Origin of the sequence: Candidatus Magnetaquiglobus chichijimensis (assembly GCF_045865675.1) — a bacterium.
Taxonomy (GTDB): Bacteria; Pseudomonadota; Magnetococcia; order Magnetococcales; family Magnetaquicoccaceae; genus Magnetaquiglobus; species Magnetaquiglobus chichijimensis.
This window is the reverse complement of record NZ_BAAFGK010000004.1, coordinates 1,011,681-1,035,615: the sequence shown is the minus strand read 5'-3', so window position 1 is coordinate 1,035,615 and position 23,935 is coordinate 1,011,681. Positions and strand designations below refer to the sequence as shown.

Below are 23,935 nucleotides of genomic sequence, written 5' to 3'. Positions count from 1 at the left end.
GGGTCATCGGGCCGGTTAGCCTGATTCCCTCTGGATACCGACGCGCGAGGAGAGGTTGGGGTGAACGTATTCAAGAACAAGTTGGTCGCCATCGTGGCTGGCGGCATGTTGCTGGTCATCCTGGTCGGGCTGGGCTGGAGCGCCCATCGCTTCAACCGCATCAGCCTGTGTACCTCCTGTCACGAGATCTTCGTCAACTACGACGAGTACAAGCCGGTGGGACGGTTGAGCAACTCCAAGGAGGATTTCAACCCCTCCAAGAGTCTGAGTCCGGGACTGTTCAACGTCACGGTCGGATGCGCCGAGTGCCATGCCTACCCCTATGAGGAGTATCGTGCCTCTCCGCATTTCGACAACGAGAAGGGGGTCAAGCCGGGTTGCATGGGGTGTCACAATCCCCACTCGGTCTTTCAGTTCATGAACTGGAAGTTCTTCTATCTCAACAAGGGCGGTTATGGAGAGAGTCCGTTCCACGAGATCTCCAGCGGTCTGCGCGACATCCCGGAGTGGGAGAAGCTGCGCGTGGAGCTGGCCAAGCGGGTGCGCAAGGAGATGGTCGAGGAGAACTCCATCAAGTGCAAGAACTGTCACAAGCCGGATGGCAACTGGTTCAAGAAGCTCGAGCCCCACAAGGCCACCAACGACAAGACCTGTGTGGAGTGCCACCACAACATCGTCCACAAGGCCGTGAAGTGGGAGATGGACTGAGCAGTCAACCGAAAAAAACATCCAGGATGATCGTGTCATGAAGCTTTTGTGACCTGAAACCAAACGTTCGACCTGGACGTGTTGTTGATAAAAAGGCTTGAGGTGTCTGGAAGATGTGGATGTTCATCTGGACGCCTTAAGCCTTTTTTATTAAATTTTGATGAAGATTTACTGCTCTTGTGAATTTCTCCATAATTATATTGTATAAAAAATCTGCATGCAATTTGATTTTGGTCAAGAACGTGTGCGAACCATCCTGTTAACATCTATTTAAAGTTGATAGCCTTCTGACTTAGCTGATTTAACGACAAATTCAAGGCATCTTTTCCACCCCATTTTGTCTCAAGGAGTTTCAATATGAAGAAGAAGAACTTGTTGTCCGTGCTCGCCGGAGCTGTGATGGCCGTGGGCATGGCTGGCGTGGCCATGGCGAATGCCCCGGCGGCCCCCGCCCTGCAACCGGAACCCACGTTGACGAAGGAGGAGTTCCAAAAAGGTCAACAGATCTACTTCGACCGTTGTTCCGGCTGCCACGGCGCGCTGCACAAGGGCGCCACGGGTCCGGACATCACCCCGGCCAAGACCCGTCTGAAAACCCTGGACGCCCTGGACAAGATTCTCTTCAACGGCACGGATGGCGGCATGCCCGGATGGGGCAAGAGCGGCTTCATGACCAAGGACGAGACCGCCCTGATGGCCAAGTATGTGCAAATCGAGGCTCCCATGCCGCCGGAGTGGGGCATGAAAGAGATGAAGAGCTCCTGGAAGGTGCATGTCCCGGTTGACAAGCGTCCCACCGAGCCGCCGAAGGGCAAGAACTGGCAGAACTATTTCGGTGTGGTCGAGCGTGACAAGGGTCAGATCGCCATCATCGACGGCGACACCAAGAAGGTTCTCGTGACCATCCCGTCCGGCTTCGCCACCCACATCCTGCGCACCTCCATGAGCGGACGCTACATGTTCGCCATCGGTCGCGACGGCAAGGCCACCATGATGGATCTGTGGGCCGATCCGCCGAATCTGGTCGCCGAAGTGCGCACCGGTCTGGATGCCCGCTCCATCGACACCTCCAAGTACAAGGGCTTCGAGGACAAATATGCGGTGGTCGGCGACTACTGGCCGCCCCACTATGTGATCCTCAAGGGTGACACCCTGGAGCCGCTGAAGATTGTGGGCACCCGCGGTTACACCTACGACACCAACGAGTATCACCCGGAGCCGCGCGTGGCCTCGATCGTCGCCTCGCATCATGCGCCGGAGTGGGTGTTGACCCTGAAAGAGACCGGCGTCGTGCTGCTGGTGGACTACAGCAAGTTGAACGTCGGCACCGTGACCGAGACCAAGATCAATGCCGAGCGGTTCCTGCATGATGGCGGATGGGATGCTTCCAAGCGTTATTTCATGGTGGCGGCCAATGCGCGTGACACCATCTCGGTCATCGACACCGTGGATCGCAAGCTGGTCAAGAACATCAAGACCGGTACCAAGCCCCATCCGGGCCGTGGCGCCAACTGGGTCGATCCGGAGTTCGGACCGGTCTGGGCCACCGTCCACCTGGGCGAGGGTCTGGTTTCGATGATCAGCACCGATCCGAAGAATCCCAAGGCCTGGACCGTGGTGCGCGAGTGGAAGCTCGGTGGCAACTCGCTCTTCGTCAAGACGCATCCGAAGAGCAAGAACGTCTACTGCGACAACACCATCAATCCCAACAAGTCCAACGTGCTGACGGTCTTCAACATCGACAAGCCGACCGAGGCTCCGCGCGAGATCACCTTCGCCAAGAAGGTGGTGCATATGGAATATGACAAGGATGGCGGCGAAGTGTGGGTGTCGCTGTGGGACAAGGAGGGTGAAATCGTCATTCTGGATGACAAGACCCTCAAGGAAAAGGCTCGCATCACCGGTCTGAACACCCCGACCGGCAAGTTCAACGTCTACAACACCCAGATGGACATCTATTGATCCTTCTGAGCGGTTGATCGTCTTTACCGGGCCGGAGTTTCTCTCCGGCCCGGACAGTCCACAAGGAAAACAGGAGACGAAACGATGAAGATGCAGGGTTTGTTGGTCACGGTGGCCGCCTTCGGTCTGATGGCGGTGGTTGGCGGACAGGCGGTGGCCGCGGATCGGCAGATCCCGACCGCTCCCGCGGATTTCCTGAGCAAGACCAGTCCGATCAAGGTGGATGAAGCCGACGAGGCCACGCTGAAAGAGGGCGGCAAGATCTACACCAAGAAGTGCCAGAAGTGTCACGGCGAAACCGGTGACGGACAGGGTTCGGCGGCGGGTGAGCTGACCATCAAGCCGACCAACCTCTCCGCGCCCGGTTACATGGCCAGCCGCAAGGATGGGCAATTGCTGTGGATCACCATGAACGGCAGCCCGAACACCGAAATGAAGGGGTTCGGACCGGGTTCGGAGCAGAACTACTCCGAAGATGATTTGTGGAAGGTCATCGCCTACATGCGTTCCGCGTTCACCAAATAGTGGGATTGGTGGACGGAAGGGCCGTTGGATCAAACGGTCGCAGTGGATCCCATTGCGACCGTTTTTTTTACCGTGGAACTCCCGTCCGGGAGTGGCGCGGTCGGGGAGTGAGGGGGGGCTCCCCCCATCAGGCAAGTTTACCGCGCCCCTCCTGTCCGGGAGTGGTGCGGTCGGGGGTGAGGGGGTTCTCCTCCCATCAGGCAAGTTTGGTGGTGTTCATTTTTTTGTGCAGGTGAAAATTTTTATATTTTAAAATGGGGTTGTCATGTGGAAGCGGTTCGGATTGGCGGGGATGGTATGGGTCGCGGCGCTCGCGTGCGGCTGGGCCGAGGTTGTCGAAACGCGGGATGAGCCTCAACCCGCATGGCGCGAACCGCGCACGGACTTGCCCTTTGTTCACATCCCCGCCGGTTGCTTCGAGATGGGTTCAGCCGAGCCGGTGCTGGGCGCGGCGCCGATCCATCGCGTCTGCCTGCATGGCTTCTGGATGGGACGTCACGAGGTGACCAACGGGGCGTATGCCGCCTGTGTCGCCGATCAGGCCTGTCAACCCCCGGAACGGCGCGACTCCGGGATCAACGAACACTTTCGCACCGGCAACGAGGACCATTACGAGCGGTTCGGCATGGCGCTGGATGCTCCGGATCATCCGGTGGTGGGGGTGTCGCTGGTCGATGCCAGGGCTTTTGCCGCCTGGTTGAGCGCACAGGGGGAACATCACTACCGTTTGCCCACCGAGGCGGAGTGGGAGTATGCCTGTCGGGCCGGCGCGGGGGATCAACCGGTTGGCGAAGCGGAGAGTCTGGATGGGGTGGGATGGTTTCGCCACAACAGCGACGGTCGTCCCCATGCAGTGGGCGGGAAGCAGGCCAACGGCTTCGGGCTGTACGACATGCGCGGCAATGTCTGGGAGTGGGTGTTGGATCACTTCGATCGCGGCGCCTATGCGCACCATGCCGACCATTCGCCGCTCTTCGTGAAGGAGGATCTGTTCCACGTCACGCGCGGTGGATCGTGGTCGAGCGTGCCGGTCCATCTCCATTGCGCCTTTCGCGGCGTGGGCGAGGAGCGTGACCGGGACGACAATCTCGGGTTCAGGCTGGTGCGGGAGGAGTGAGCCATGGGACGGGCCTCTGGATGGTTGGAGCGGGCGTGTGTCCGAGGGTGGGCGTGGCGCGGTTTGTTTGTGTTGGGGGGGATGGTGGTGGTTTCCGCCGGCTGGGCGGGGGATGAGGCCATCCAGCCGACGCGTCAGAAGGAGCTGTTCCATCTGTTGCGCCAGGATTGCGGCTCCTGCCATGGCATGACCCTGAAAGGGGGGTTGGGGCCGGCGCTTTTGCCCGAGAATCTGGCCGGCAAGCCGGCGGATCTGTTGGAGGATATCGTCTATCACGGTCTGCCCGAGCGGGCCATGCCGCCCTGGGAAGGGCAGTTGACCCGCCAGGAGATCCGCTGGCTGGTGGAACGTTTGCGAAAAGGAGAGGTGCCATGAGAGGATTCTGGTCACGCGCGCTGCGTCGTCCCTGGTTGATGGCTGCCTGTCTGGCCTTGCCTTTGGCGCAGGGGTGCGCCCCGGTGCGCGGCGTCGGTGACATGGGGGTCGTCATCGAACGGGCCTCCGGGAGCGTGGAGGTGGTCGAAACGACGGGTCAAACCGTTCTCTCCCGTGTCGAGGGGTTGGGGGATCTCTCCCACGCCTCGTTGGTCTACTCCCGGGATGGACGGTTCGGGTTCGTTTTCGGTCGCGATGGCGGGTTGAGCAAGGTGGATCTTCTGACCGGCCAGCTGGTCGGACGGGTGATGCAGTCCGGCAACAGCATCGGTGGCGCCATCTCCCAGGACGGCAAACTGGTGGCGGTGGCCAACTATCAGCCCGGCGGGGTGCGGGTTTTCGATGCCGAAACCCTGCGACAGGTGGCCGACATCCCGGCCATCGGCGCGGATGGACGCTCCTCGAAGGTGGTGGGGATCGAGGATTCCACCGACGGTTGTTTCGTGTTCTCGCTGTTCGATTCCGACGAGATCTGGGTGGCGGATCTGAAAGTGCCGGCCAAACCGGTGGTCACCAAATTCACCGGGATCGGCAGCAAGCCGTATGATGCCCTGATCTCCCCGGATGGACGTTACTACATCGCCGGTCTGTTCGGCGAGGATGGTTTTGCGCTGTTGGATCTGTGGAATCTGGATGCCGGGGTCAAGCGGGTTCTGCCCGACTACGGACGCGGCGAGAAGCGTACCGCGGTCTACAAGATGCCGCACCTGGAGGGGTGGGGCATGACCGAGGATCTGGTGTTTCTGCCGGCCATGGGACGGCATGAGGTGTTGATCGTCGAGCGGGCCGGCTGGCGCGAGGTGGGACGGGTGCCGGTGGTCGGACAGCCGGTCTTCGTGATGGCCCAGCCGGACGGACGGCGCATCTGGGTCAACTTCGCCCATCCGGACAACGGCCATCTCCAGGTGATCGACGTGCCGAGCCGCAAGGTGGTCAAGTCGTTGCAGCCGGGACCGGCGGTGATGCACATGGAGTTCACGCCGCGCGGCGAGCATGTGTGGGTATCGGTGCGCGACGGGGATCGGGTGGAGGTGTACGATACCGCCACCTTCGAGCGGATCTCCACGCTGCCGGCCACCAAGCCGAGCGGCATCTTTTTCACCAGTCGCGCCCACAAGATCGGCTTGTGACGGCGTGGTTCGAAGGGGAGCTGGAAGGGATGCGCGCACCGCTTCATGAAGACGACCGGCAGCCGTTGGATCATCGGCTGCTCAACGATTTCCAGCACGATTTTCCCCTGGATCCGCGCCCCTTTCGGGTGATCGCCGAGCGGTTGGGGATTGCGGAGTCCGAGGTGTTGGAACGGCTCAATCGGTTGAAGGCGAGCGGTCACATCAGCCGGGTCGGGGCGGTGTTGCGGGCCCGGCGGGTGGGGATGAGCACCCTGGCGGCCATGCGGGTGCCCTTGGAGCGGTTGGAGGCGGTGGCCGAGATCGTGAACGCCATTCCGGAGGTCAACCACAACTACGAGCGCGAACACGTTTTCAATCTCTGGTTCGTGGTGACGGCCCGGAGCGCGGCGCGGTTGGCCGAGGTGATCGCCGCCATCGAGGAGCAAACCGGTCTTTCGGTCTGTTCCATGCCGATGGAAGAGGATTTTTATATCGATCTGGGTTTTCAGATTCACGGGTGAGACATGCTCGACGAACGGGAACAGCGGTTGGTGGCGGGATTCCAGAACGGTTTCCCTCTGGTGGAGCGTCCTTTCGAGGCGATCGGGCGGGCGATCGGTCTTGATGAGGCGGATGTTCTGGATGGCTTGCAAATGCTTAAAGAAAAGGAGATCATCAAGCGCATCGGGGTGGTGGTGCATCATCACGAGCTGGGCTATCGCGCCAATGCCATGGTGGTCTGGGATGTTCCCGACGAGCGTACCCGCGAAATCGGGGAGCGGATCCGGGCCTCGGGACTGGTGTCGCTTTGTTATTTGCGACGTCGTTGTCTGCCGCATTGGCCGTACAATCTCTATTGCATGATCCACGGTCGCGATCGCGAGGAGACCGCGCAACGGGCCGATTGGATCACCCAGGGTTGTGACATGCAATCCTATGCCAGGGAGATTCTGTTCAGTCGTCGTCGATTCAAGCAGTGCGGCGCCCGATATTTCTGATCGAATCTCCTCGAGCACCTTTTCAGGGGGGTGGGCATGCCGATGGATCCGCGCGCGATACGCATCATCAATGGTCTGCAAAGCGGTTTTCCGCTGGTCGGACGCCCCTACGCCATGGCGGCGGAATCCCTTGGGGTGTCGGAAGACGGCTTGATCGAGGGGATTTCCGAACTCGCCGCCACCGACCTGATCACCCGGTTTGGTCCGTTTTTTCACGCCGAAAGGCTGGGCGGTGGATTGACCCTCGCGGCCTTGCGGGTTCCGCCCTCGGATTTCGACTGGGTGACCGAAGTCGTCAACGCCCAACCCGAGGTGGCGCACAACTATGCCCGCGAACACCCCTTCAACATGTGGTTCGTGGTCGCCACGGAAAAGAGGGACGAGATCGCCGGGGTGTTGGAGCGCATCCAGACACTCACCAGTCTGGAGGTGTTCAATCTGCCCAAGCTCGAGGAGTACCGGCTGGGTTTTCAGGTGCAGCTGGATGAGCATGGCGGCATCGACACCACCCCACTGTTCGATGAACCGGTGGAAGAGGACGCGCCCTGCACCCCGGATGAACTCGACCGCGCCCTGATCGCCGCCACCCAGGCCGGTTTGTCGCTGGTGTCCGAGCCCTACCATCAGGTGGCCGGACAGTGTGGCGTGACGGTGGAGACGGTGATCGAACGGTTCCAGGCGATGCAGAGGCGTGGGTGGATCCGGCGCATCGGACTGGCCTGCAACCATCACCGCCTGGGATTGAAAGGCAACGGCATGTCGGTGTGGGATGTGCCGGACGACAAACTCTGCCTGGTCGGCAACACCGTGAGCGAACTGGATTTCGTCACCCATTGCTATGCCCGTCCGCGTCACCCCCCGGCGTGGCCTTACAACCTGTTCGTCATGGTGCATGGACCGGATCGCTCGGCGGTGATGGAGAAGATCCGCATTCTGGAGCGGATTATCGGCAAGCGGCAGAGGGGACATCTGGTTCTGCACAGCACCCGGATCCTGAAAAAGACCGGTTTACGCATCAAAGCTCCTGGAGCCGCCGACGGATGTTCCGTTTGACCCAGTTCATGCGACGTCTGTTCGCGCCCGGACAACAGCCCCGTCCCCGTTTGCCGGTCGAGGGAGGACCGGTGATCGTCTGGAATCTCCTGCGTCGCTGCAATCTCACCTGCGCCCACTGTTACGCCGCCTCGGCGGATCGTCCCTATTCCGGGGAGCTTTCGTTCGCGGAGTGCGTCCGGGTTCTGGAGGATCTGCGCGCCAACGGCGTCTCGGCATTGATCCTCTCCGGTGGCGAGCCGCTGCTGCGTCCGGATCTTTTCGAGATCGCGGCGATGGCCAAGGGGTTGGGGTTCTATCTCGGGTTGTCCAGCAACGGCACCCTGATGGACCCCGCGATGGCCAAACGGATCGCCGGAGCCGGATTCGATTACGTCGGGGTGAGCCTGGATGGACTCGAGGCCAATCACGATCGCATGCGCGGCATGGTGGGGGCTTTTCGGCGTTCGGTGGACGGGATCGGTCATTGTCGCGCCGAGGGGGTGAAGGCCGGGATCCGTTTCACCCCGACCCGCGACAACATCGATGATCTGCCGGGGCTGTTCGAGCTGATGCGCGCCGAGGGGACGGATCGCTTCTATCTCTCCCACTGGAACCATGCCGGACGCGGCAAGGTCAACCGGGAGGAGAACGCCGAACTGCGCGCCACCCGTGCCCTGATGGCCCGGCTGTTCGACATGACCTATGCGGATGTGCGTTCGGGCGCGGCGCGGGAGATCGTCACCGGCAACAACGACGCGGATGGGGTGTTCTTTCTTTTCTGGGTGCGGGAGAATCGGCCCGATCTGGCGGAACGGGCCGAGGCGATGTTGACCCGCTGGGGCGGGAACGCCTCGGGAGTCGGCATCGCCAACATCGACGAGTTGGGAGAGGTCCATCCGGACATCTTCTGGCGCCACCACTCCCTTGGCAACGTGCGTGACACGTCGTTCGGGGCGATCTGGGGCAATCCGGACGACCCCTTGCTGGCCGGTTTGCGTGCCCGTCCCAGACCCTTGAAAGGGCGCTGCGGGGCCTGTCGGTATCTGGCCATCTGCGGCGGCAACACCCGTGTGCGTGCCTGTCAGGTGAGCGGCGATCCCTGGGAGGAGGATCCGGGCTGTTATCTGACCGACGCCGAGGTTCTCCCCTGATCGCTCCCCCGCGCAAACAATCACATTCTCGAAACAAGGTTGACAGGATGAAATCGTTTTTCGTGTTTCTGGCGGTTCTGCTGTTCGTGTCGCAGGCCGAGGCCAACGACCTCTACCGCGAGCATTGCGCTCAGTGCCACCATCCGGATCGTCTGGGGGCCATGGGACCGGCCCTTTTGCCGGAGAATCTCGAGCGCGTGCCCAGGAAGGAGTCCGCCGAGGTGATCGCCAACGGGCGTCCCGCCACCCAGATGCCGGGCTTTGGCGACAAGCTCTCCCCCGAGGAGATCCAGGCCATGGTGGGGTATATCTATGGCCCGGTCACCCCGGCCCCAACCTGGAGCGACGCGGATATCCAAGCCAGCCGGATCACCTGGATCGCCAACGAAAAACTCCCGAAAAAGCCGGCTCACGACGCGGATATCCTGAATCTGTTCATGGTGGTCGAGCTGGGGGATCAGCATGTCACCGTGCTCGACGGCGACCGCTTCGAGCCGATCGCCCGCTTTCCCTCCCGTTTTGCGCTGCATGGGGGCATCAAGTACGCCCCGGATGGCCGCTTCGCCTACATGGCCTCCCGCGATGGCTGGATCAGCCGTTTCGATCTGTTCTCCCTGAAGATGACCCACGAAATCCGCGTGGGCATCAACACCCGCAACGTGGCGGTCTCCGGGGATGGCCGGTACGTGATGGTCGCCAACACCCTGCCGCGCAGCCTGGTGGTGCTCGACGCCCGCGATCTGTCGCTGGTCAAGACCATTCCCCTGGTCAACGCCAAGGGAGAGAGTTCCCGCCCGAGCGCGGTCTATTCGGCTCCGCCGCGCCAGTCGTTCATCGTCGCCCTGAAGGATATCGCCGAGGTGTGGGAGATTCCCCTGGCCGACAAGACGGGCAAGCCGGTCTCCGATTTCACCGTGCGTCCCATCGTTCTGGACGCGGTATTGGATGACTTTCTCTTCGATCAGGCGTATAAGCTGTTGATTGGCGCCTCGCGCAAGGGGCCGACCGGGCAGGTGGTGGATCTGGATGCCGCCAGAAAGATCGCCGAAGTGGCGTTGCCCGGCATGCCGCATCTGGCCTCCGGGATCATCTGGCCCTACAAGGATACCGAGGTTCTGGCCACCCCGAACCTCAAGGAGGGGGAGGTGACCGTGGTGGATCTGAAAACCTGGCAGGTGATCAAGCGCATTCCTACCCTGGGACCGGGCTTTTTCATGCGCAGCCACGAAAACAGCCCGTATGCCTGGGTGGATGTTTTCAACGGACGCGACAAGGATTCGGTGCATGTGATCGACAAGGCAACCCTGGAGGTGGTCAAGACGCTCCGTCCCGCGCCGGGTAAGACCTCGGCCCATGTCGAGTTCACCAAGAGCGGGGGGCACGTCCTGCTGAGCATCTGGGAGATGGATGGCGCGTTGGTGATCTACGATGCCAAGAGTCTGGAGGAGGTCAAACGCATTCCCATGAAGAAACCTTCGGGTAAATACAACGTTTCCAACAAGATCAACCGTTCCGCCGGGACCAGCCACTGACATGCCCATCGATCTGAAAAGTCCGTATCCGGAACCAGGGATGGTGCTTCTGGTCGGGGCTGGCCCCGGCGATCCCGATCTGTTGACCGTCGCCGCCCTGAAGGCGCTCCACAACGCCGACGCGGTGGTCCACGACGCCCTGGTCTCCCCGGAGATCATGGCCCTGATCCCGGATGGCTGCGAGAAGATCCACGCCGGCAAACGCGGCGGTTCGCCGTCGTCGAGCCAGAAGGACATCACCGAAACCCTGGTGCGTCTGGCCAAGGCGGGACGGCGGGTGGTGCGGCTCAAGGGCGGGGATCCCTTCGTCTTCGGGCGCGGCGGGGAAGAGGCGGAACGTCTGGCCGAGGAGGGGATCCCGTTTCGGGTCGTGCCGGGTCTCACCTCCGGCATCGCCGGTCCGGCCTATGCCGGCATCCCGATCACCCACCGGGATGTCAACGCCAACGTCGCCTTCCTGACCGGTCATGAATCCGCGGAAAATCCCTCCTTCATGGAGGGGTCCCCCTCGTCGCGCATCCATTGGGAGTCGGTGGCCCAGGCCTTCCCGGTGCTGGTGCTCTATATGGCCATGCAGAACCTCTCGGTGGTGGTGGAGCGGTTGGTGGTGGCGGGGCGTTCCACCGACACCCCGGTGGCGGTGATCCGCTGGGCCACCACTCCGGAACAACAAACCCTGGTGACCACGCTGGGAAGATTGGAGATGGACGTGGCGTTGCTGGATCTGCAACCGCCGGCGGTGATCGTGATCGGCGACGTGGTGAAATATCGCGCGCAGCTGCGTTGGTTCCAGGACGAGACGCTGGTCGTGCCGTCTTGAAGGGAGGTTTGAGATCATGCTCATGGTACGTGCGTGGATGGTGGGGGTTTTGGCGGCGCTGCTGCCGGTCGTGGCCCTGGGCAAGGGGGTTGACGAGACCCTGGTGGCCCGTTTGAAGACGGAAAAGAGCTGCCAGAAGTGCGATCTTCAAGCCACCAACTGGGAGGGGGTGGATCTTTCCGGTGCCGAGGTGAGCGGAGCCTTTTTCCTGCGCGGCAAGATGCGCGGGGTGAAGCTGGTCGAGGCCAAGCTGGTCTGGTCGAGCCTGGAGATGACCGACCTGACCGAAGCGGATCTGAGTCGCGCCGATTTGACCGGCGCCGATCTGCGCGGGGCGGATCTGAGTCGCGCCAAACTGGTGAAATCCTATCTCTACGGGGCCAACATGACGGGCGCCAAGGCCGAAGGGGCGGATTTGACCGATGCCTTCATGAAGGGGGTCAATCTGATGGGCGCGGATCTGCGCGGGGCCAATCTCAAGGGGGGAAATCTGGAGCGCGCGGTGTTGACCGATACCCTGCTGGATGGGGCCACCTGGACCGATGGTCGCGTGTGCGCGGCCCAATCCAGGGGGGCGTGCCGGTGAGGCGAAGCGTCGCTTTTGGGGTCTGGCCCTGGGTTGGGGTGTGGATGGTGTCCGTGGGGGTCCCCGTCGCCTGGTCCGGGGAGGGTGGGGTCGCGTCGCGCGAGGAGGTGATCAAAAGTCGCCGCTGCGTGAAGTGCGATCTGACCGGGGTGGATCTGTCCGGTGCGGCTTTGAAATCGGCGATGTTGCAGGGCGCGACGTTCGATCAGGCCAATCTGCGCGGAGCGGATCTGACCGAAGCGCGGTTGTTCAAGGCGCGCATGCGCCGCGCGGACGCCTCGGGGGTCAAGATGGAACACGCCCAGTTGCGCATGGCCGATCTGGGTGGGATCATCCTGCGCGATGGGGATCTGAAACGGGCCAGTTTCGAGCAGGCCAATCTGGAGGGAGCCGATCTGCGGGGCGCCGATTTGCGCAAGGCGACCTTCGAGGGGGCTTTCATGAAAGGGGTGCGATTGACTGGCGCGGATTTGCGCGATACCGTATTCTTCGGTGCCAATCTCATCGATGTGGATTGGCGCGACGCGCAATTGAGCGGGGCCTACTGGTTCAGCGGCCAGCGGTGTCGCGAGGGTTCGGTGGGTCGGTGTGATTTGGGTGAGTGAGGTGGGGGGCAAAACGATCCTGCGAACATGGTTCGGAATGGGTCGTCCGGGGGGCGGCGGACAGGCGGGGATCCGATCTTCGATCGTTTGTGATGCAAGGAGAAACACAGCATGACGCGTCAGGACCGACGTCAGGTCGGGATATGGTTGTTCATCTGTTGCGCGCTGGTCTATGCCATGCTGGCGCTGGGAGGGGTCACCCGTCTGACCGGTTCGGGTCTGTCGATGGTGGAGTGGCAACCGCTGATCGGCGTGCTTCCACCGATGGATCAGGCCGCCTGGCAGGAGCTGTTCGCCAAATATCAGCTCACCCCGGAGTTCCGTCATGTCAACCACGACATGGATCTGGAAGGGTTCAAGGGGATCTTCTGGCTGGAGTATTTTCACCGTTTGCTGGGGCGCTCGGTGGGCGTGGTCTTCTTCGTCCCCTTCGCCTGGTTCTACCTGAAACGAAAACTGGATCGCCCGACGCTGATCCGTCTGGGGGCGATCTTCTTCGTGGGCAGCATGCAAGGGGTGATGGGCTGGTTGATGGTCAAAAGTGGCCTGATCAACGATCCCCACGTCAGCCCGTATCGCCTGACCGCCCATTTGGCCCTGGCCTTCATCGTCTATGGCTGGATGTTCTGGACCGCTCTGGAGTTGGTCGTCGGGGGCGAGGGGTTGCCGACCGGACGTCCGCCGGGGTGGCTCAAGAGTTTTTCGTGGGTGGTGTTGGTGTTGATCTCGATCACCGTGATCAGCGGCGGCTTCGTGGCCGGGGCCAAGGCGGGGTATGGGTACAACACCTTCCCGACCATGCATGGTCAGTGGTTCCCGGACGCCTATTGGGATCTGCAACCTGCCTGGTTGAACCTGTTCGAAAACCCGGTCGCCATTCAGTGGGATCACCGGTTGCTCGCCACGATCACCTTTTTTTCGGTGCTCGCCTATGGCCTGTTGGGACGACGCGCCGGCGCGCCACGGCGAATCCATGTCATGTACCAGCACATCATGTTCGCCGTGCTGCTCCAGGTGGCGCTCGGCATCGCCACGCTGATGCTGCATGTGCCCATCGGACTGGCCTGGGCCCATCAGGTGTGGTCGATGATGCTCTTTACCTACGCCCTGTACATTCATTACTACATGCAAACCGGTCAATCGAGGGAGTCATGGAGCTGATACCGATCCTGCCTCATTTTCATGCGGCCTTGAATCTCGCTTCGGCGCTGCTGCTGTTTGCCGCTTTTCAGGCCATCCGGCGCGGCGACGCGGTGACCCATCGGCAGCGCATGGCCGGTGCCCTGATCGTATCGGCGATCTTTCTGGTCTCTTACCTGACCTATCACGCCGCGGTCGGCAACGTGAAGTTCGCCGGAACCGGTTGGGTCCGTCCGGTTTATTTCACCCTGTTGATCACCCATGTTGCCCTGGCCGTGGTCTCTTTGCCGATGATCTTCTTGACCGTGCGACGCGCCCCCTGGCGGCTTGTCACCACCAGCGATGCGCATCGCCGCATCGCCCGATTGACCTGGCCGGTCTGGATGTATGTGTCGGTCTCCGGATTGGTGGTGTATGCGATGGCGTTCCATCTCTATCCGCCGACCCCTTGACGCCAACGGGCGGGGCCGGCAGGTCCGGTTCCGGCAGGTCCGGTTTGTGGGGCTTGGCGAGGTCGTCTTGGTTACCTCCTCGCGGGGGGAGTCTTGGTTCGTGCCCGCGAGGGTCAAACGGTCATGGAATCACCAAACCGCCTCTAAGCGAGCTGCGTATACCGGAAGCAGTCGAGGGTGTGGTCCATGACCAGGCCGGTGGCCTGCATATGGGCCTGGATAATGGTTGTGCCCACGAAGTTCATGCCGCGTTTGATCAGATCCTTGGACAAGGCATCGCTTTGCGGCGTGGAGGTGGGGATCTCCTGCCAGGTTTTCCAGCTGTTGATGCGCGGTCTGCCATCCACGAAGCGCCAGACATAGGCATCAAAACTCCCGAACTGCTCCTGAATGGCCAGAAAGACCCGTGCGTTGCGGATCGCGCTCTCGATTTTCAGGCGGTTGCGCACAATGGCCGGGTTGAGCCGCAACGCCTCGACCTCGGCGACCCCGTATCGGGCCACCACCGCCGGATCAAAATCGGCGAATCCCTGCCGATACCCATCCCGCTTGCGCAGAATCGTATCCCAGCTCAACCCGGCCTGGGCTCCCTCGAGAATCAGAAACTCGAAGTGGCGCCTGTCGTCATGGACCGGCACCCCCCACTCTTCGTCGTGATAGGCTACGTAGTACGGCTTGGCCAGATCGACCCATCCGCAGCGACAGGGTGGTTCCATGGGGGTCTCCCGTAACATGTATCAAACCTGGTGATGACGAAGGATAAGCGAGGGGTGGACGATCAGCCCATCAATTCGGCCAGGGCCTCGTTCATCTTTTCGAGACGCTCGACGATGATGATCACCAGTTGCTGGGTGAGCTTGAGTTGAAAGGCGCATTCGAAATCGGCCAGGGCGGTGCGGTCGAGCCGGAAGACGTTCACCAACCCCTCGGCGATGACGCTGGCCATGCGGCGTCGTCCGCCGACCAGAAAGGCCGCCTCGCCGATGATTGAACCGGTCTCCAGATAGGCGATGATGTGCTCCGGGTGGTCATCCTTGCGCACGAAGGCCGCGCCGCTCAAGATGATGTAGAGCGCCGAGTCCTGGATATCCCCCTCCTGGATGATGGTCTGTCCATCCTTGAACAGCTCGAAGCAGTGGCCGTGATCGGCCAGGAGCCGTTTTTCCTGGTTCGTGAAGGGGTCGAAAAAGGGGATGGCCTCCATCATGTCGAGAATCGTGCTCATGTCCGCTTGCTCCTCGGATCCACCCGGATCCGGTCAGAAAGGCATGCGCTTGATGTCGGTGGAACGGGTGCCGTTTTTCTTTTCCTTGGTTTTCACGGAGGCGGCCAGTCGCAAACCCAGGTCCGGACGGCGTGAGTTGTCGGATTGGAATCCCCGGTTGGCGCAACGCAGGGAGTGGGCCTCATCCTGCCAGCCGCCACCACGGATGGTGAAGAATTCGGTTCCTCCGGCGCTGTTCGGAGCGGCTTTGTTGTTGGAGCCGTAAGAGGATTGATAGCGATCCTGAACCCACTCCCACACATTGCCGCTCATGTCCTTGAGTCCCAGCTGGTTGGCCGGACGCAATCCCACCGGCTGGGAGGTGCCGAGGCTGTTGGGACCGAACCAGGCGTAACGGGTCGGATCGCTGCCGCCGGGAAAGATGGTCCGCTGACCGCCGTTGCGACAGGCGAACTCCCACTCCGCCTCGCTGGGCAGACGGAACTGCACGTTGATGCGCGCGCGGGAGTTCAGTTGGGCGATGAACTCGTTGATCTCCTCGCGGGTGGCGTTTTCCAGCGGATAGTTTTCGCCCTTGCGAAAACGCGAGGGGTTGTTGTGCATCACGCGCCGCCATTGACCTTGCGTGACTTCGGTTTCGCCGAGCCAGAACCCTTTCACGCACTCCTGATGAACCGGTCCCTCGTCCGACTCCCGTCCTTCGGCCCTGGGTGGCGAACCCATGTCGTAGCAACCGCCGGCGATCCAGAGCAGGTTCACCTCGCTCATCGGATCGCGCCAGTTTTGACCGGGTTGAATGGTCACTGTCGGTTTGGGCCGGGCGGCTTCGGTGTCGAGGGGTTCCCACTCGTTGATGAGCGAGGCCTGGGCGGTCGATAACGGCATCAGACCGGCGGAAAGCGTCAGGGTCGCGGCCAAAAACCGGATCCCGGCCAACCGGGTCAGCGCATGGGAGTGGGTCACAGTTCTCCTCCGGTGCGGGTCAAACGCATCTGGGTCGGGACCGAGAGGATCGGATCCGCGGGTGGTTTGTTCTGGGCCAGGCCGACTTTCAGGTGGGCGAAGGCCTCGGAGAGATCGACCCAGCCATCCTTTTTGCCGACCGGAAAGCCGTCCCCCTCACCGAGCATTGATTTGAGCAGATGCCAGGTGAAGGCGCCCTGCTGGCCGGATCCGTGGATGGGCAGGCCTTTCTTGTCTGCGGCCACGGCGGTCGATTTGCCGGCGGTCAACAGCGCGCGGGGGGCGCTGGCGTCGGACTGCTTGCCCTGCACCGCGCACTCCGGGGTGTTGTTGAAGCAGGTATCCAGGAGCACGGCCACCTCCTTGTTGGGCAGACGCCCGAGGGCGCCTTGCAGCCAGGAGAGCGAAACCGCGTGGCTGGTATCCAGGTGATCGAGCTGGCTGTTGGCCGGAAGCAACAGGGCGTCGTTGCCGCTCGGCACGCCCAGACCGGAGAAGAAAAACAGCAGCGCGGCATTGGGATTGTTCTGGCCCTGCCGGATCAGCCACTCCAGATCCTGACGCAGGGTATCGAGATCGGCGGCGGCGTTGATGCGCAGACGCATGTGATCGGCATCGTCGTTGAAGATGCCGCGCCGGGTGATGAGTTTGTGGAAGTTGGTGGCATCGCGATCCGCGTAGTGCTTGGCGCGGATGCGTTTGTAGTGGCTCACGCCGACCACCACCGCATAGGCGTCCGATCGTTTCTGCCAGGCGGCGAGGGCGGGCAGGGCGGCGATGTGGTTGTCGAGCACCGCGCTCTGGTCATCGACGTCGCCGGTCTTGGCCCAGGCTTCGTGGGGCAGGGCGCGCGGGAAGGGGATCTCCGCTTCCGGATCGGTGAAGGCCACCAGGAGTTGATCCTTGGTGCGCGCGAAGGCCGCCTCGCCGGGATACTCTTTGGTCAACAGGTTGATCGACTGCCGCAACGCCTCCATCCGTTCGCCCTGGCGGAACTGACGCCACAGGGTTTCGGCCACGTAACCGGCGGCCATCTCCCGCCAGGACTGGATGCGCTCTCCCTTGAGTCCGGTGCCCGGTTCCTCGTGTTCCTGGACCTGCATGCGCATGATCCAGTCGTAAGCCTCCAGATAGTTGCCGCGCCGGAACAGCGCGAACAGCTTGGTGTGGGCGAGGGAGAGGTTGCCGGGGTGCTTGGAGAATCCTTCCGAGGCCAGAAGGTGCGCCTTGTGATCGTTGCCCTCCTCGAAGTGGCTCCAGGCGAGATTGGCGATGGTTTTAACGTGGTCCGGAAACGCTTCGTGGACCTGGGTCCAGACCGTCAGGGACTGCTGTTTCTTGCCGGTTTGATGGAGCGCGAGTCCGAGGTTGAAGCCGATGGCCACGTCGGTCGGGCAGGTGGTCCGCGCCTTTTCGAACGCTTGGATCGCCTCTTCGGGTTTGTGATCCAGCAGGGCGATCGCCTTGGTCTGGATTTCGCGGGCCACGGCGCACGGGTTGGATTGTACCGCCTCGGCGGGGAGGGTGGTCAATCCGATCAACAGGGTCAGAAGCGGGACGATGGGCAACAATGTCCTTAATCCTTGATGCTGGGATCCAGGCGTCCAGCCGCGTATTCGGCGGCCATGGTTTCCAGATCGATGACCCGGATTCGCGAGGCGTTGCCGGCGCATCCGAACTGCTCGAAACGCTCCTTGCAGACCCGATAGGCGGCATCCTCGGCGGGACGCAGATACTTGCGCGGATCGAACTCGGCGGGCTTTTCGGCAAACACCTTGCGAATCGCGCCGGTCATGGCCAGGCGCAGATCGGTGTCGATGTTGATCTTGCGCACCCCGAATCGGATGCCGACCTGGATCTCTTCCACCGGCACGCCGTAGGTTTCGGGGATCGAACCGCCGTGGGCGTTGATGATGGCCAGGAGTTCCTGGGGCACCGAGGAGGATCCGTGCATCACCAGATGGGTGTTGGGGAGTCGGGCGTTGATCTGTTTGATGCGGTCGATGGCCAGGATCTCGCCGGTGGGCTTGCGGCTGAATTTGTAGGCTCCGTGGGAGGTGCCGATGGCGATGGCCAGGGCATCGACCCGGGTGGCCGCCACGAAGCGGGCGGCCTCGTCGGGATCGGTGAGCAGACGCTCCTTGCTGAGGGTTCCTTCGGCGCCGTGACCATCCTCCTCGCCGGCCTTGCCGGTCTCCAGCGAACCGAGAACGCCCAGTTCGCCCTCCACCGACACGCCGATGGCATGGGCCATCTTGACCACCTCGGCGGTGGTTGCGACGTTGTAATCGTAAGAGGCCGGGGTTTTGCCGTCTTCCTTGAGCGAGCCGTCCATCATCACGCTGGTGAAGCCGGAGCGGATCGCGGCATAGCAGACCGCCGGGGATTGGCCGTGATCCTGATGCATCACCACCGGCAGGTGGGGATGGACCTCGAGGGCGGCGAGGATCTGGTGACGCAGGAAGGCCTCGCCGGCATATTTGCGCGCCCCAGCCGAGGCTTGGAGAATGACCGGGCTGTCGGTTTCGTGGGCAGCGCGCAGAATGGCGCGTACCTGCTCCATGTTGTTGACGTTGAAGGCTGGAATCCCATAATTGTGTTCGGCGGCATGGTCGAGGAGTTGCCGCATGGAAGCCAATGGCATGAACGAATCCCCCGATGGTGTTGACGGCGTGTTGGATAACGCGCTAATTTGGTACGATGCGTAATTTTGGATCAAAGTTGCATTATACACAAGTCCACATGAAATGAATCAGAAAGATTCACCGTCTTGCCCCCATTTCTTCCCGAGGCCGTCGTGAGTCCCCCTGGAGCGGACCAGACCGTCCCCCTGCTCTCCGCGCATGGGCTGTCGGTCACCCTCGGGGGCGAGACGCTTTTGCGCGAGATCGACCTGGCGGTCCATGAACGCGAGATCGTTACCATCATCGGACCCAACGGCGCGGGAAAATCCACCCTGCTCTCCGCGCTGTTGGGGTTGATCCCCCTCTCCGGCGGGTCGGTGGGGCGGCGTTCGGGTCTGGTGATCGGGTATGTGCCGCAACGGTTGAAGGTGGATGCGGTGCTGCCGATGACCGTGGCCCGTTTCATCGCCCTGTCCGCCATCGGTACTGGCGTTCCGGACGATACCCTGCGTCTGCTTGGCTGCGATCGTCTGCTCGAACGCCCCTTGTACGCCCTTTCCGGCGGCGAGATGCAGCGGGTGCTCATGGCGCGCGCCTTGAGTCGGAATCCCCATCTGCTGGTTCTCGACGAGCCGGCCCAGGGGTTGGATCTGGCCGGCGAGGAGCAGCTGCACCGTTTTATCGAAACCTTGCGTCGCGAACGGGGCGTGGCTGCCCTGCTGGTCTCCCACGATCTTCACTTCGTGATGGCCGGGGCCGACCGGGTGATCTGTCTGAACCGCCATGTCTGCTGTTCCGGCTCCCCGACCGCCGTGCGCGCCACCCCCGAGTTTCAGCTCCTGTTCGGCGACCGGATACCGGGCGTGGGCTACTATCAACACCATCACGATCACTGCCATACCCCGCACGGTGTGGAAAGGGAGCGCCCCTGATGGATGATTTCATGATCCGGGCCATGTTGGCCGGCGTCGGCATCGCCGTGGCCGCCGGCCCGCTCGGGGTGTTCGTGGTGTGGCGACGCATGGCCTATTTCGGCGACGCGCTCTCCCACTCCGCCCTGCTCGGGGTGGCGTTGGGGCTGGTGACCGGCTGGAACATGAATGGCGTCATCGCCGCGGTCTGCGTCGGCGTGGCCCTGTTCGTCACCTGGATGCACACCCGTCCCGAAATCCCGGCGGATGCCGCCCTGGGGATCTTCTCCCAGGGCGCCCTCTCCCTCGGACTGGTCGTCGCCGCGCTCTCCCAGGGGGCTCGGGTGGACATGATGGCCTTTTTGTTCGGGGATGTGCTTGCCACCAGTTGGGGGGATGTCGTCTGGATCTGGTGCGGGGCCGGCGTGGTGCTGATCCTGATGCGTTTTTACTGGCACGCCTGGGTCAACGCCGCCTTGCATGAGGGATTGGCGATTCTGGACGGGGTTCCGGTGGCCCGATTGCGTCTGCTGTTCATGTTTTTGACCGCGTTGGTGATCGCCTCGGCCATCAAGGTGGTGGGCGCGCTGCTGATCACGGCCATGCTGGTGATTCCGCCGGTGGCGGCCCGCCCCCTGGCCCGTACCCCGGAAGGGATGGCCCTGGGCGCGGTGCTGATCGGCGCGGCCAGCGCACCCCTGGGCCTTTGGGCCAGTTTCCGCTGGGATCTGCCCAGCGGTCCGGCCATCGTGCTGGCGGCGTGCGTTTTTTTCGGGGTGTCGCTCCTCTTCGGGAGACGTCGGGGGTGAACGGCGTCCTGCCGGGTCGTGATGCGCCCGGCTTTCTTCATCCCTCCCGGATCTCCTTCGGGTCCAGCCGGATCCGCGCCTTCTCCAGATACAGATAGATCACCGGCGTGATGTAGAGCGTCAGCCACTGAGAGAGCAGCAGACCGCCCACCACCGCCAGCCCCAGGGGTTGACGCGCCTCGCCGCCCGCGCCCATGCCCAGGGCGATGGGCAGGGTGCCGACCAGGGCGGCCATGGTGGTCATCATGATGGGGCGGAAGCGGACCAGGCAGGCCTCGCGAATGGCAGCCAGGGCGTCGTCGTTGCCCTTGCGGCGCGATTCGACGGCGAAGTCGATCATCATGATGGCGTTTTTCTTCACGATGCCGATCAGCATGATCAACCCCACGAAGCCGTAGAGATTCAGTTCCATGCCGAAGAGCTTGAGGGTGAGCAGCGCGCCGAGTCCGGCGGCGGGCAACCCGGAGAGGATGGTCAGAGGGTGGATGTAGCTCTCGTAGAGCATGCCGAGCACCAGATAGATCACCAAGACCGCCAGTCCCAACAGCCATCCCATCCCGGCCAGCGACGACTGGAACACCTGCGCCGATCCCTGGTAGTTCGAGGCGATGGTGTCCGGCATGCCCATTTTGGCGCGCGCCTGGTTGATCGCCTCGATGGCCTGGCCCAAGGAGACCTCCTGGGCCAGGTCGAAGGAGAGGGTCACCGACGGCATCTGACCGCGGTGATTGATGGTGGCCGGTCCCACGGAACGGGAGATGCGCGCGATGGATTCCAGAGGGATCAGGGTGTTGTTGGCGCCGCGCACATGCAGCAGTCCGAGCACCGAGGGATCGGTTCTGTATTGTTCGTCGAGTTCGAGGAGCAGGGCGTATTGGTTGCTCGGGGCGTAGATGGTGGAGATTTGTTTGGGGCCGAAGGCGGCATAGAGGGTTTTTTCCAGTTTTTCCGGGGTGATGCCCAGGGTGGCGGCCTTGTCGCGGTCGATTTCGACCATGGCCTGGGTTTTGGCGAGCTGCATGTCGGAGGTGACGTTCTGGAATCCCGGCAGATCGCGCAGGGTCTTTTCGACCTTTTCCGCCCAGGCGTAGAGTTCGCCGGTATCGGTTCCCTGAAGGGTGAATTGATATTGGCTTTTGGTGAGTTGCGTGCCGACCCGGATCACCGGCAGGTTCTGGATGAAGGCCTTGATGCCCGGCACCTGGGCCAGTTTCGGGCGCAGACGCTTGACGATCTCATCCGCGTGGGGACGCTCTTCATGGGGTTTCAGGCGCACGAACACGCGACCGTTGTTGAGTGCCGAGGCGGATGCGCCGCCGCCGATGAAGGACATGGCGATGCTCACCCCCGGATCGGAGCCGATGATTTCGGCCACCTTTTTCTGCCGCTCCATCATGGCTTCAAAGCCGATCTCCTGTTCGGTCTCCGTGAAACAGAGCAGTTGACCGGTATCTTCGCTGGGCATGAACCCCTTGGGCATGTCGCGTCCCACCTGCACCGACCAGGCGGCCATGAAAATGAAGAGGATCAAGACGATGCGCCGGTGGGCGAGACACCAGTCCAGGCTTCGGGCATAGCCGTTGCGCAGGGCCAGGAAACCCGCCTCGCTGGCCCGGATCAGCCGGTTGGGGCGGGTGGCGGTTTGATGGGGTTTGAGCAGCCGCGAGCAGAGCATCGGGGTGAGCGACAGGGAGACCAAACCGGAGAGAATCACCGAGGCCATGATGGCGATGGCGAACTCGTGGAGCAACCGACCGAGGATGCCTCCCATGAAAAGCACCGGAATGAAGACCGCGGCCAGGGAGAGGGTCATGGAGAGGATGGTGAAGGCGATCTGTTTGCCGCCGATCAGGGTGGCCTGCCAGGGCGAAAGCCCCTCTTCCTCCATGTGTCGGGAGATGTTTTCGAGCATGACGATGGCGTCATCCACCACGAAGCCCACCGACAGGGTGAGGGCCATGAGGGAGATGATGTTGATGCTCATGTTGAGTTGGAGCATGATCGGGAAGACCCCGACCAGGGAGATCGGCAGGGCGAGGCTTGGGATCAGGGTGGCCGAGGCGTTGCCCAGGAACAGGTAGATGACCAGAATCACCAGGAACAACGAAAAGAGCAGGGTGAGTTGCACGTCGCGCACCGATTCGCGGATGCTCTGCGAGCGGTCGTAGAGCACCTCCACGGCGGTGGCGGCGGGGAGTTGCTGGCGCAGGGTCGGAACCAGGTCGCGGATCGAGTCGGCCACGGCGATGGTGTTGGAGCCGGGTTGGCGTTGGATGGCCAGGACCACGCCGCGCACGTTGTTGAACCAGGCGGCGGCCAGTTCGTTTTCGGGTGCGTCGGTGACGCGGGCGATCTCGTGCAGATGCAAGGGTGCGCCGTTTTTCTGGGCGACGACGATGGAACGGTAGCTTTTGGCCGAGGGGAGGCGTTCCGGGGTTTCCAGGGAGATCATCCGGTTGGCGCTCAACAGGTAGCCGGTGGGGACGTTGGGGTTGTTTTGCTGGATGGCGGTCTCCACGTCGTCGATGGCCAGTCCGTTGACCGCCAGGGCGCGCGGATCGAGCCGGACACGCACCGAGGGGTTCTGTTTGCCGTAGATGCTCACCTGGGCGACGCCCGGCAGGGTGGAGATGCGTTGCGAGAGGGTGGTGTCCGCGAACTCCGAGACTTCGGTCAACGGCAGGGTTTCGGAGGTGAGGGCCAGGTAGAAGATGGGCAGATCCGCCGGGTTGACCTTGCGGTAGTAGGGCGGGGTGGTGAGGTTGTTGGGCAGGCGGCGCTGCGCGGAGGAGATGGCGGCTTGCACGTCCTGGGCCACGGAGTCGATGTCGCGGTCGAGGGCGAACTGCAGGGAGATCTGGGTCGAGCCCAGGCCGCTGGAGGAGGTCATGGATTCGAGTCCGGCGATGGTGGAGAACTCTTTTTCCAGGGGCAGCGCCACGGAGTTGGCCATGGTCTCCGGCGAGGCGCCGGTGAGCGCGGCGGAGACCTGCAGGGTGGGGTAATCGACCGTGGGCAGGGCCGAGACCGGCAGTTGCTGATAGCCCAGGATGCCGAACAGAAACAGTCCGGCCATGGTCAGGACGGTCGTGACCGGGCGGTGGACGAAAAATCCGGTAATATTCATGGCAGGGACACCGGTGCGCGGGATGGACTGGTTTGACCGCGGAACCTCCGTCAGGGAGGTCCGGGGTCGGGGGATGAGGGGGGGGTCCCCCCCATCAT

24 protein-coding genes are annotated in these 23,935 nt (G+C 62.4%); 18 read left to right on the top strand and 6 right to left on the bottom strand.

Annotation, left to right across the window (positions count from 1 at the left end; all coding sequences use genetic code 11):
- Positions 1 to 60: 60 nt before the first annotated feature.
- The 16 genes from ACOY6C_RS08670 to ACOY6C_RS08595 all read left to right on the top strand — a co-directional run bounded on the left by ACOY6C_RS08670 (position 61) and on the right by ACOY6C_RS08595 (position 14,178).
- Positions 61 to 708, top strand: a complete 648-nt coding sequence (locus ACOY6C_RS08670; RefSeq protein WP_420905076.1) for a NapC/NirT family cytochrome c — start codon at positions 61 to 63, stop codon at positions 706 to 708.
- Between the two features lie 357 nt (positions 709 to 1,065).
- The gene (locus tag ACOY6C_RS08665; protein WP_420905075.1) at positions 1,066 to 2,670 is read left to right on the top strand and encodes a cytochrome D1 domain-containing protein; all 1,605 of its coding nucleotides are present in this window, start codon (positions 1,066 to 1,068) and stop codon (positions 2,668 to 2,670) included.
- An 84-nt stretch (positions 2,671 to 2,754) separates the two neighbouring features.
- Complete coding sequence (locus ACOY6C_RS08660) at positions 2,755 to 3,195, top strand: c-type cytochrome (RefSeq protein ID WP_420905074.1); 441 nt, start codon at positions 2,755 to 2,757, stop codon at positions 3,193 to 3,195.
- Between the two features lie 265 nt (positions 3,196 to 3,460).
- A complete protein-coding gene (locus ACOY6C_RS08655) occupies positions 3,461 to 4,312 on the top strand; it encodes a formylglycine-generating enzyme family protein (protein ID WP_420905073.1) in 852 nt (283 codons plus the stop codon).
- A 3-nt stretch (positions 4,313 to 4,315) separates the two neighbouring features.
- On the top strand, positions 4,316 to 4,687 hold the full coding sequence (locus tag ACOY6C_RS08650; RefSeq protein WP_420905072.1) for a c-type cytochrome: 372 nt from the start codon (positions 4,316 to 4,318) through the stop codon (positions 4,685 to 4,687).
- Between the two features lie 20 nt (positions 4,688 to 4,707).
- Entirely contained in the window at positions 4,708 to 5,877 is a 1,170-nt protein-coding gene (locus tag ACOY6C_RS08645; RefSeq protein WP_420906107.1) for a cytochrome D1 domain-containing protein, read from the top strand.
- Between the two features lie 29 nt (positions 5,878 to 5,906).
- Positions 5,907 to 6,380: an AsnC family transcriptional regulator gene (locus tag ACOY6C_RS08640; protein ID WP_420905071.1), complete on the top strand. Its 474-nt coding sequence runs from the start codon at positions 5,907 to 5,909 to the stop codon at positions 6,378 to 6,380.
- A gap of 3 nt (positions 6,381 to 6,383) precedes the next feature.
- The gene (gene ahbB, locus ACOY6C_RS08635) at positions 6,384 to 6,857 is read left to right on the top strand and encodes a siroheme decarboxylase subunit beta (protein WP_420905070.1); all 474 of its coding nucleotides are present in this window, start codon (positions 6,384 to 6,386) and stop codon (positions 6,855 to 6,857) included.
- A gap of 36 nt (positions 6,858 to 6,893) precedes the next feature.
- Positions 6,894 to 7,910, top strand: a complete 1,017-nt coding sequence (gene ahbB / locus ACOY6C_RS08630) for a siroheme decarboxylase subunit beta (protein ID WP_420905069.1) — start codon at positions 6,894 to 6,896, stop codon at positions 7,908 to 7,910.
- Positions 7,898 to 9,043 carry a heme d1 biosynthesis radical SAM protein NirJ gene (gene nirJ / locus ACOY6C_RS08625; RefSeq protein ID WP_420905068.1) on the top strand — a complete coding sequence of 382 codons (1,146 nt, stop codon included), beginning with the start codon at positions 7,898 to 7,900 and terminating at the stop codon, positions 9,041 to 9,043. Before ahbB (ACOY6C_RS08630) ends, nirJ begins: the two co-directional genes overlap by 13 nt.
- A 47-nt stretch (positions 9,044 to 9,090) precedes the next feature.
- Positions 9,091 to 10,575 (top strand): cytochrome D1 domain-containing protein, encoded by a 1,485-nt coding sequence (locus ACOY6C_RS08620; RefSeq protein WP_420905067.1) that lies wholly within the window; start codon positions 9,091 to 9,093, stop codon positions 10,573 to 10,575.
- Between the two features lies 1 nt (position 10,576).
- A complete protein-coding gene (gene cobA / locus ACOY6C_RS08615; RefSeq protein ID WP_420905066.1) occupies positions 10,577 to 11,395 on the top strand; it encodes a uroporphyrinogen-III C-methyltransferase in 819 nt (272 codons plus the stop codon).
- Positions 11,396 to 11,411: 16 nt separating this feature from the next.
- A complete protein-coding gene (locus tag ACOY6C_RS08610) occupies positions 11,412 to 11,981 on the top strand; it encodes a pentapeptide repeat-containing protein (RefSeq protein WP_420905065.1) in 570 nt (189 codons plus the stop codon).
- Between the two features lie 53 nt (positions 11,982 to 12,034).
- Entirely contained in the window at positions 12,035 to 12,586 is a 552-nt protein-coding gene (locus tag ACOY6C_RS08605; protein WP_420905064.1) for a pentapeptide repeat-containing protein, read from the top strand.
- Positions 12,587 to 12,697: 111 nt separating this feature from the next.
- Entirely contained in the window at positions 12,698 to 13,747 is a 1,050-nt protein-coding gene (locus ACOY6C_RS08600; RefSeq protein WP_420905063.1) for a COX15/CtaA family protein, read from the top strand.
- On the top strand, positions 13,738 to 14,178 hold the full coding sequence (locus tag ACOY6C_RS08595) for a DUF420 domain-containing protein (RefSeq protein ID WP_420905062.1): 441 nt from the start codon (positions 13,738 to 13,740) through the stop codon (positions 14,176 to 14,178). The genes ACOY6C_RS08600 and ACOY6C_RS08595 overlap by 10 nt, the downstream gene beginning before the upstream one ends.
- Positions 14,179 to 14,321: 143 nt before the next feature.
- Here ACOY6C_RS08595 and ACOY6C_RS08590 read toward each other — a convergent pair whose 3' ends face one another.
- The 5 genes from ACOY6C_RS08590 to fba form a co-directional block, all read right to left on the bottom strand.
- Positions 14,322 to 14,894, bottom strand: a complete 573-nt coding sequence (locus tag ACOY6C_RS08590; RefSeq protein WP_420905061.1) for a DNA-3-methyladenine glycosylase I — start codon at positions 14,892 to 14,894, stop codon at positions 14,322 to 14,324.
- A gap of 62 nt (positions 14,895 to 14,956) precedes the next feature.
- Entirely contained in the window at positions 14,957 to 15,403 is a 447-nt protein-coding gene (locus ACOY6C_RS08585) for a cyclic nucleotide-binding domain-containing protein (protein WP_420905060.1), read from the bottom strand.
- 33 nt (positions 15,404 to 15,436) lie between these two features.
- A complete protein-coding gene (locus ACOY6C_RS08580) occupies positions 15,437 to 16,366 on the bottom strand; it encodes a formylglycine-generating enzyme family protein (protein ID WP_420905059.1) in 930 nt (309 codons plus the stop codon).
- Positions 16,363 to 17,937: a hypothetical protein gene (locus ACOY6C_RS08575; protein ID WP_420905058.1), complete on the bottom strand. Its 1,575-nt coding sequence runs from the start codon at positions 17,935 to 17,937 to the stop codon at positions 16,363 to 16,365. The genes ACOY6C_RS08580 and ACOY6C_RS08575 overlap by 4 nt, the downstream gene beginning before the upstream one ends.
- Positions 17,938 to 17,942: 5 nt before the next feature.
- Complete coding sequence (gene fba / locus ACOY6C_RS08570; protein ID WP_420905057.1) at positions 17,943 to 19,010, bottom strand: class II fructose-bisphosphate aldolase; 1,068 nt, start codon at positions 19,008 to 19,010, stop codon at positions 17,943 to 17,945.
- A 126-nt stretch (positions 19,011 to 19,136) separates the two neighbouring features.
- Between fba and ACOY6C_RS08565 the strand changes: the two genes are divergently transcribed.
- Both ACOY6C_RS08565 and ACOY6C_RS08560 read left to right on the top strand, forming a co-directional pair.
- Complete coding sequence (locus tag ACOY6C_RS08565; RefSeq protein WP_420905056.1) at positions 19,137 to 19,922, top strand: metal ABC transporter ATP-binding protein; 786 nt, start codon at positions 19,137 to 19,139, stop codon at positions 19,920 to 19,922.
- Entirely contained in the window at positions 19,922 to 20,710 is a 789-nt protein-coding gene (locus ACOY6C_RS08560) for a metal ABC transporter permease (RefSeq protein WP_420905055.1), read from the top strand. Before ACOY6C_RS08565 ends, ACOY6C_RS08560 begins: the two co-directional genes overlap by 1 nt.
- Positions 20,711 to 20,747: 37 nt before the next feature.
- On the opposite strand, the gene ACOY6C_RS08555 is transcribed toward ACOY6C_RS08560, so the two are convergent.
- Complete coding sequence (locus ACOY6C_RS08555; RefSeq protein ID WP_420905054.1) at positions 20,748 to 23,837, bottom strand: efflux RND transporter permease subunit; 3,090 nt, start codon at positions 23,835 to 23,837, stop codon at positions 20,748 to 20,750.
- Between the last annotated feature and the right edge of the window lie 98 nt (positions 23,838 to 23,935).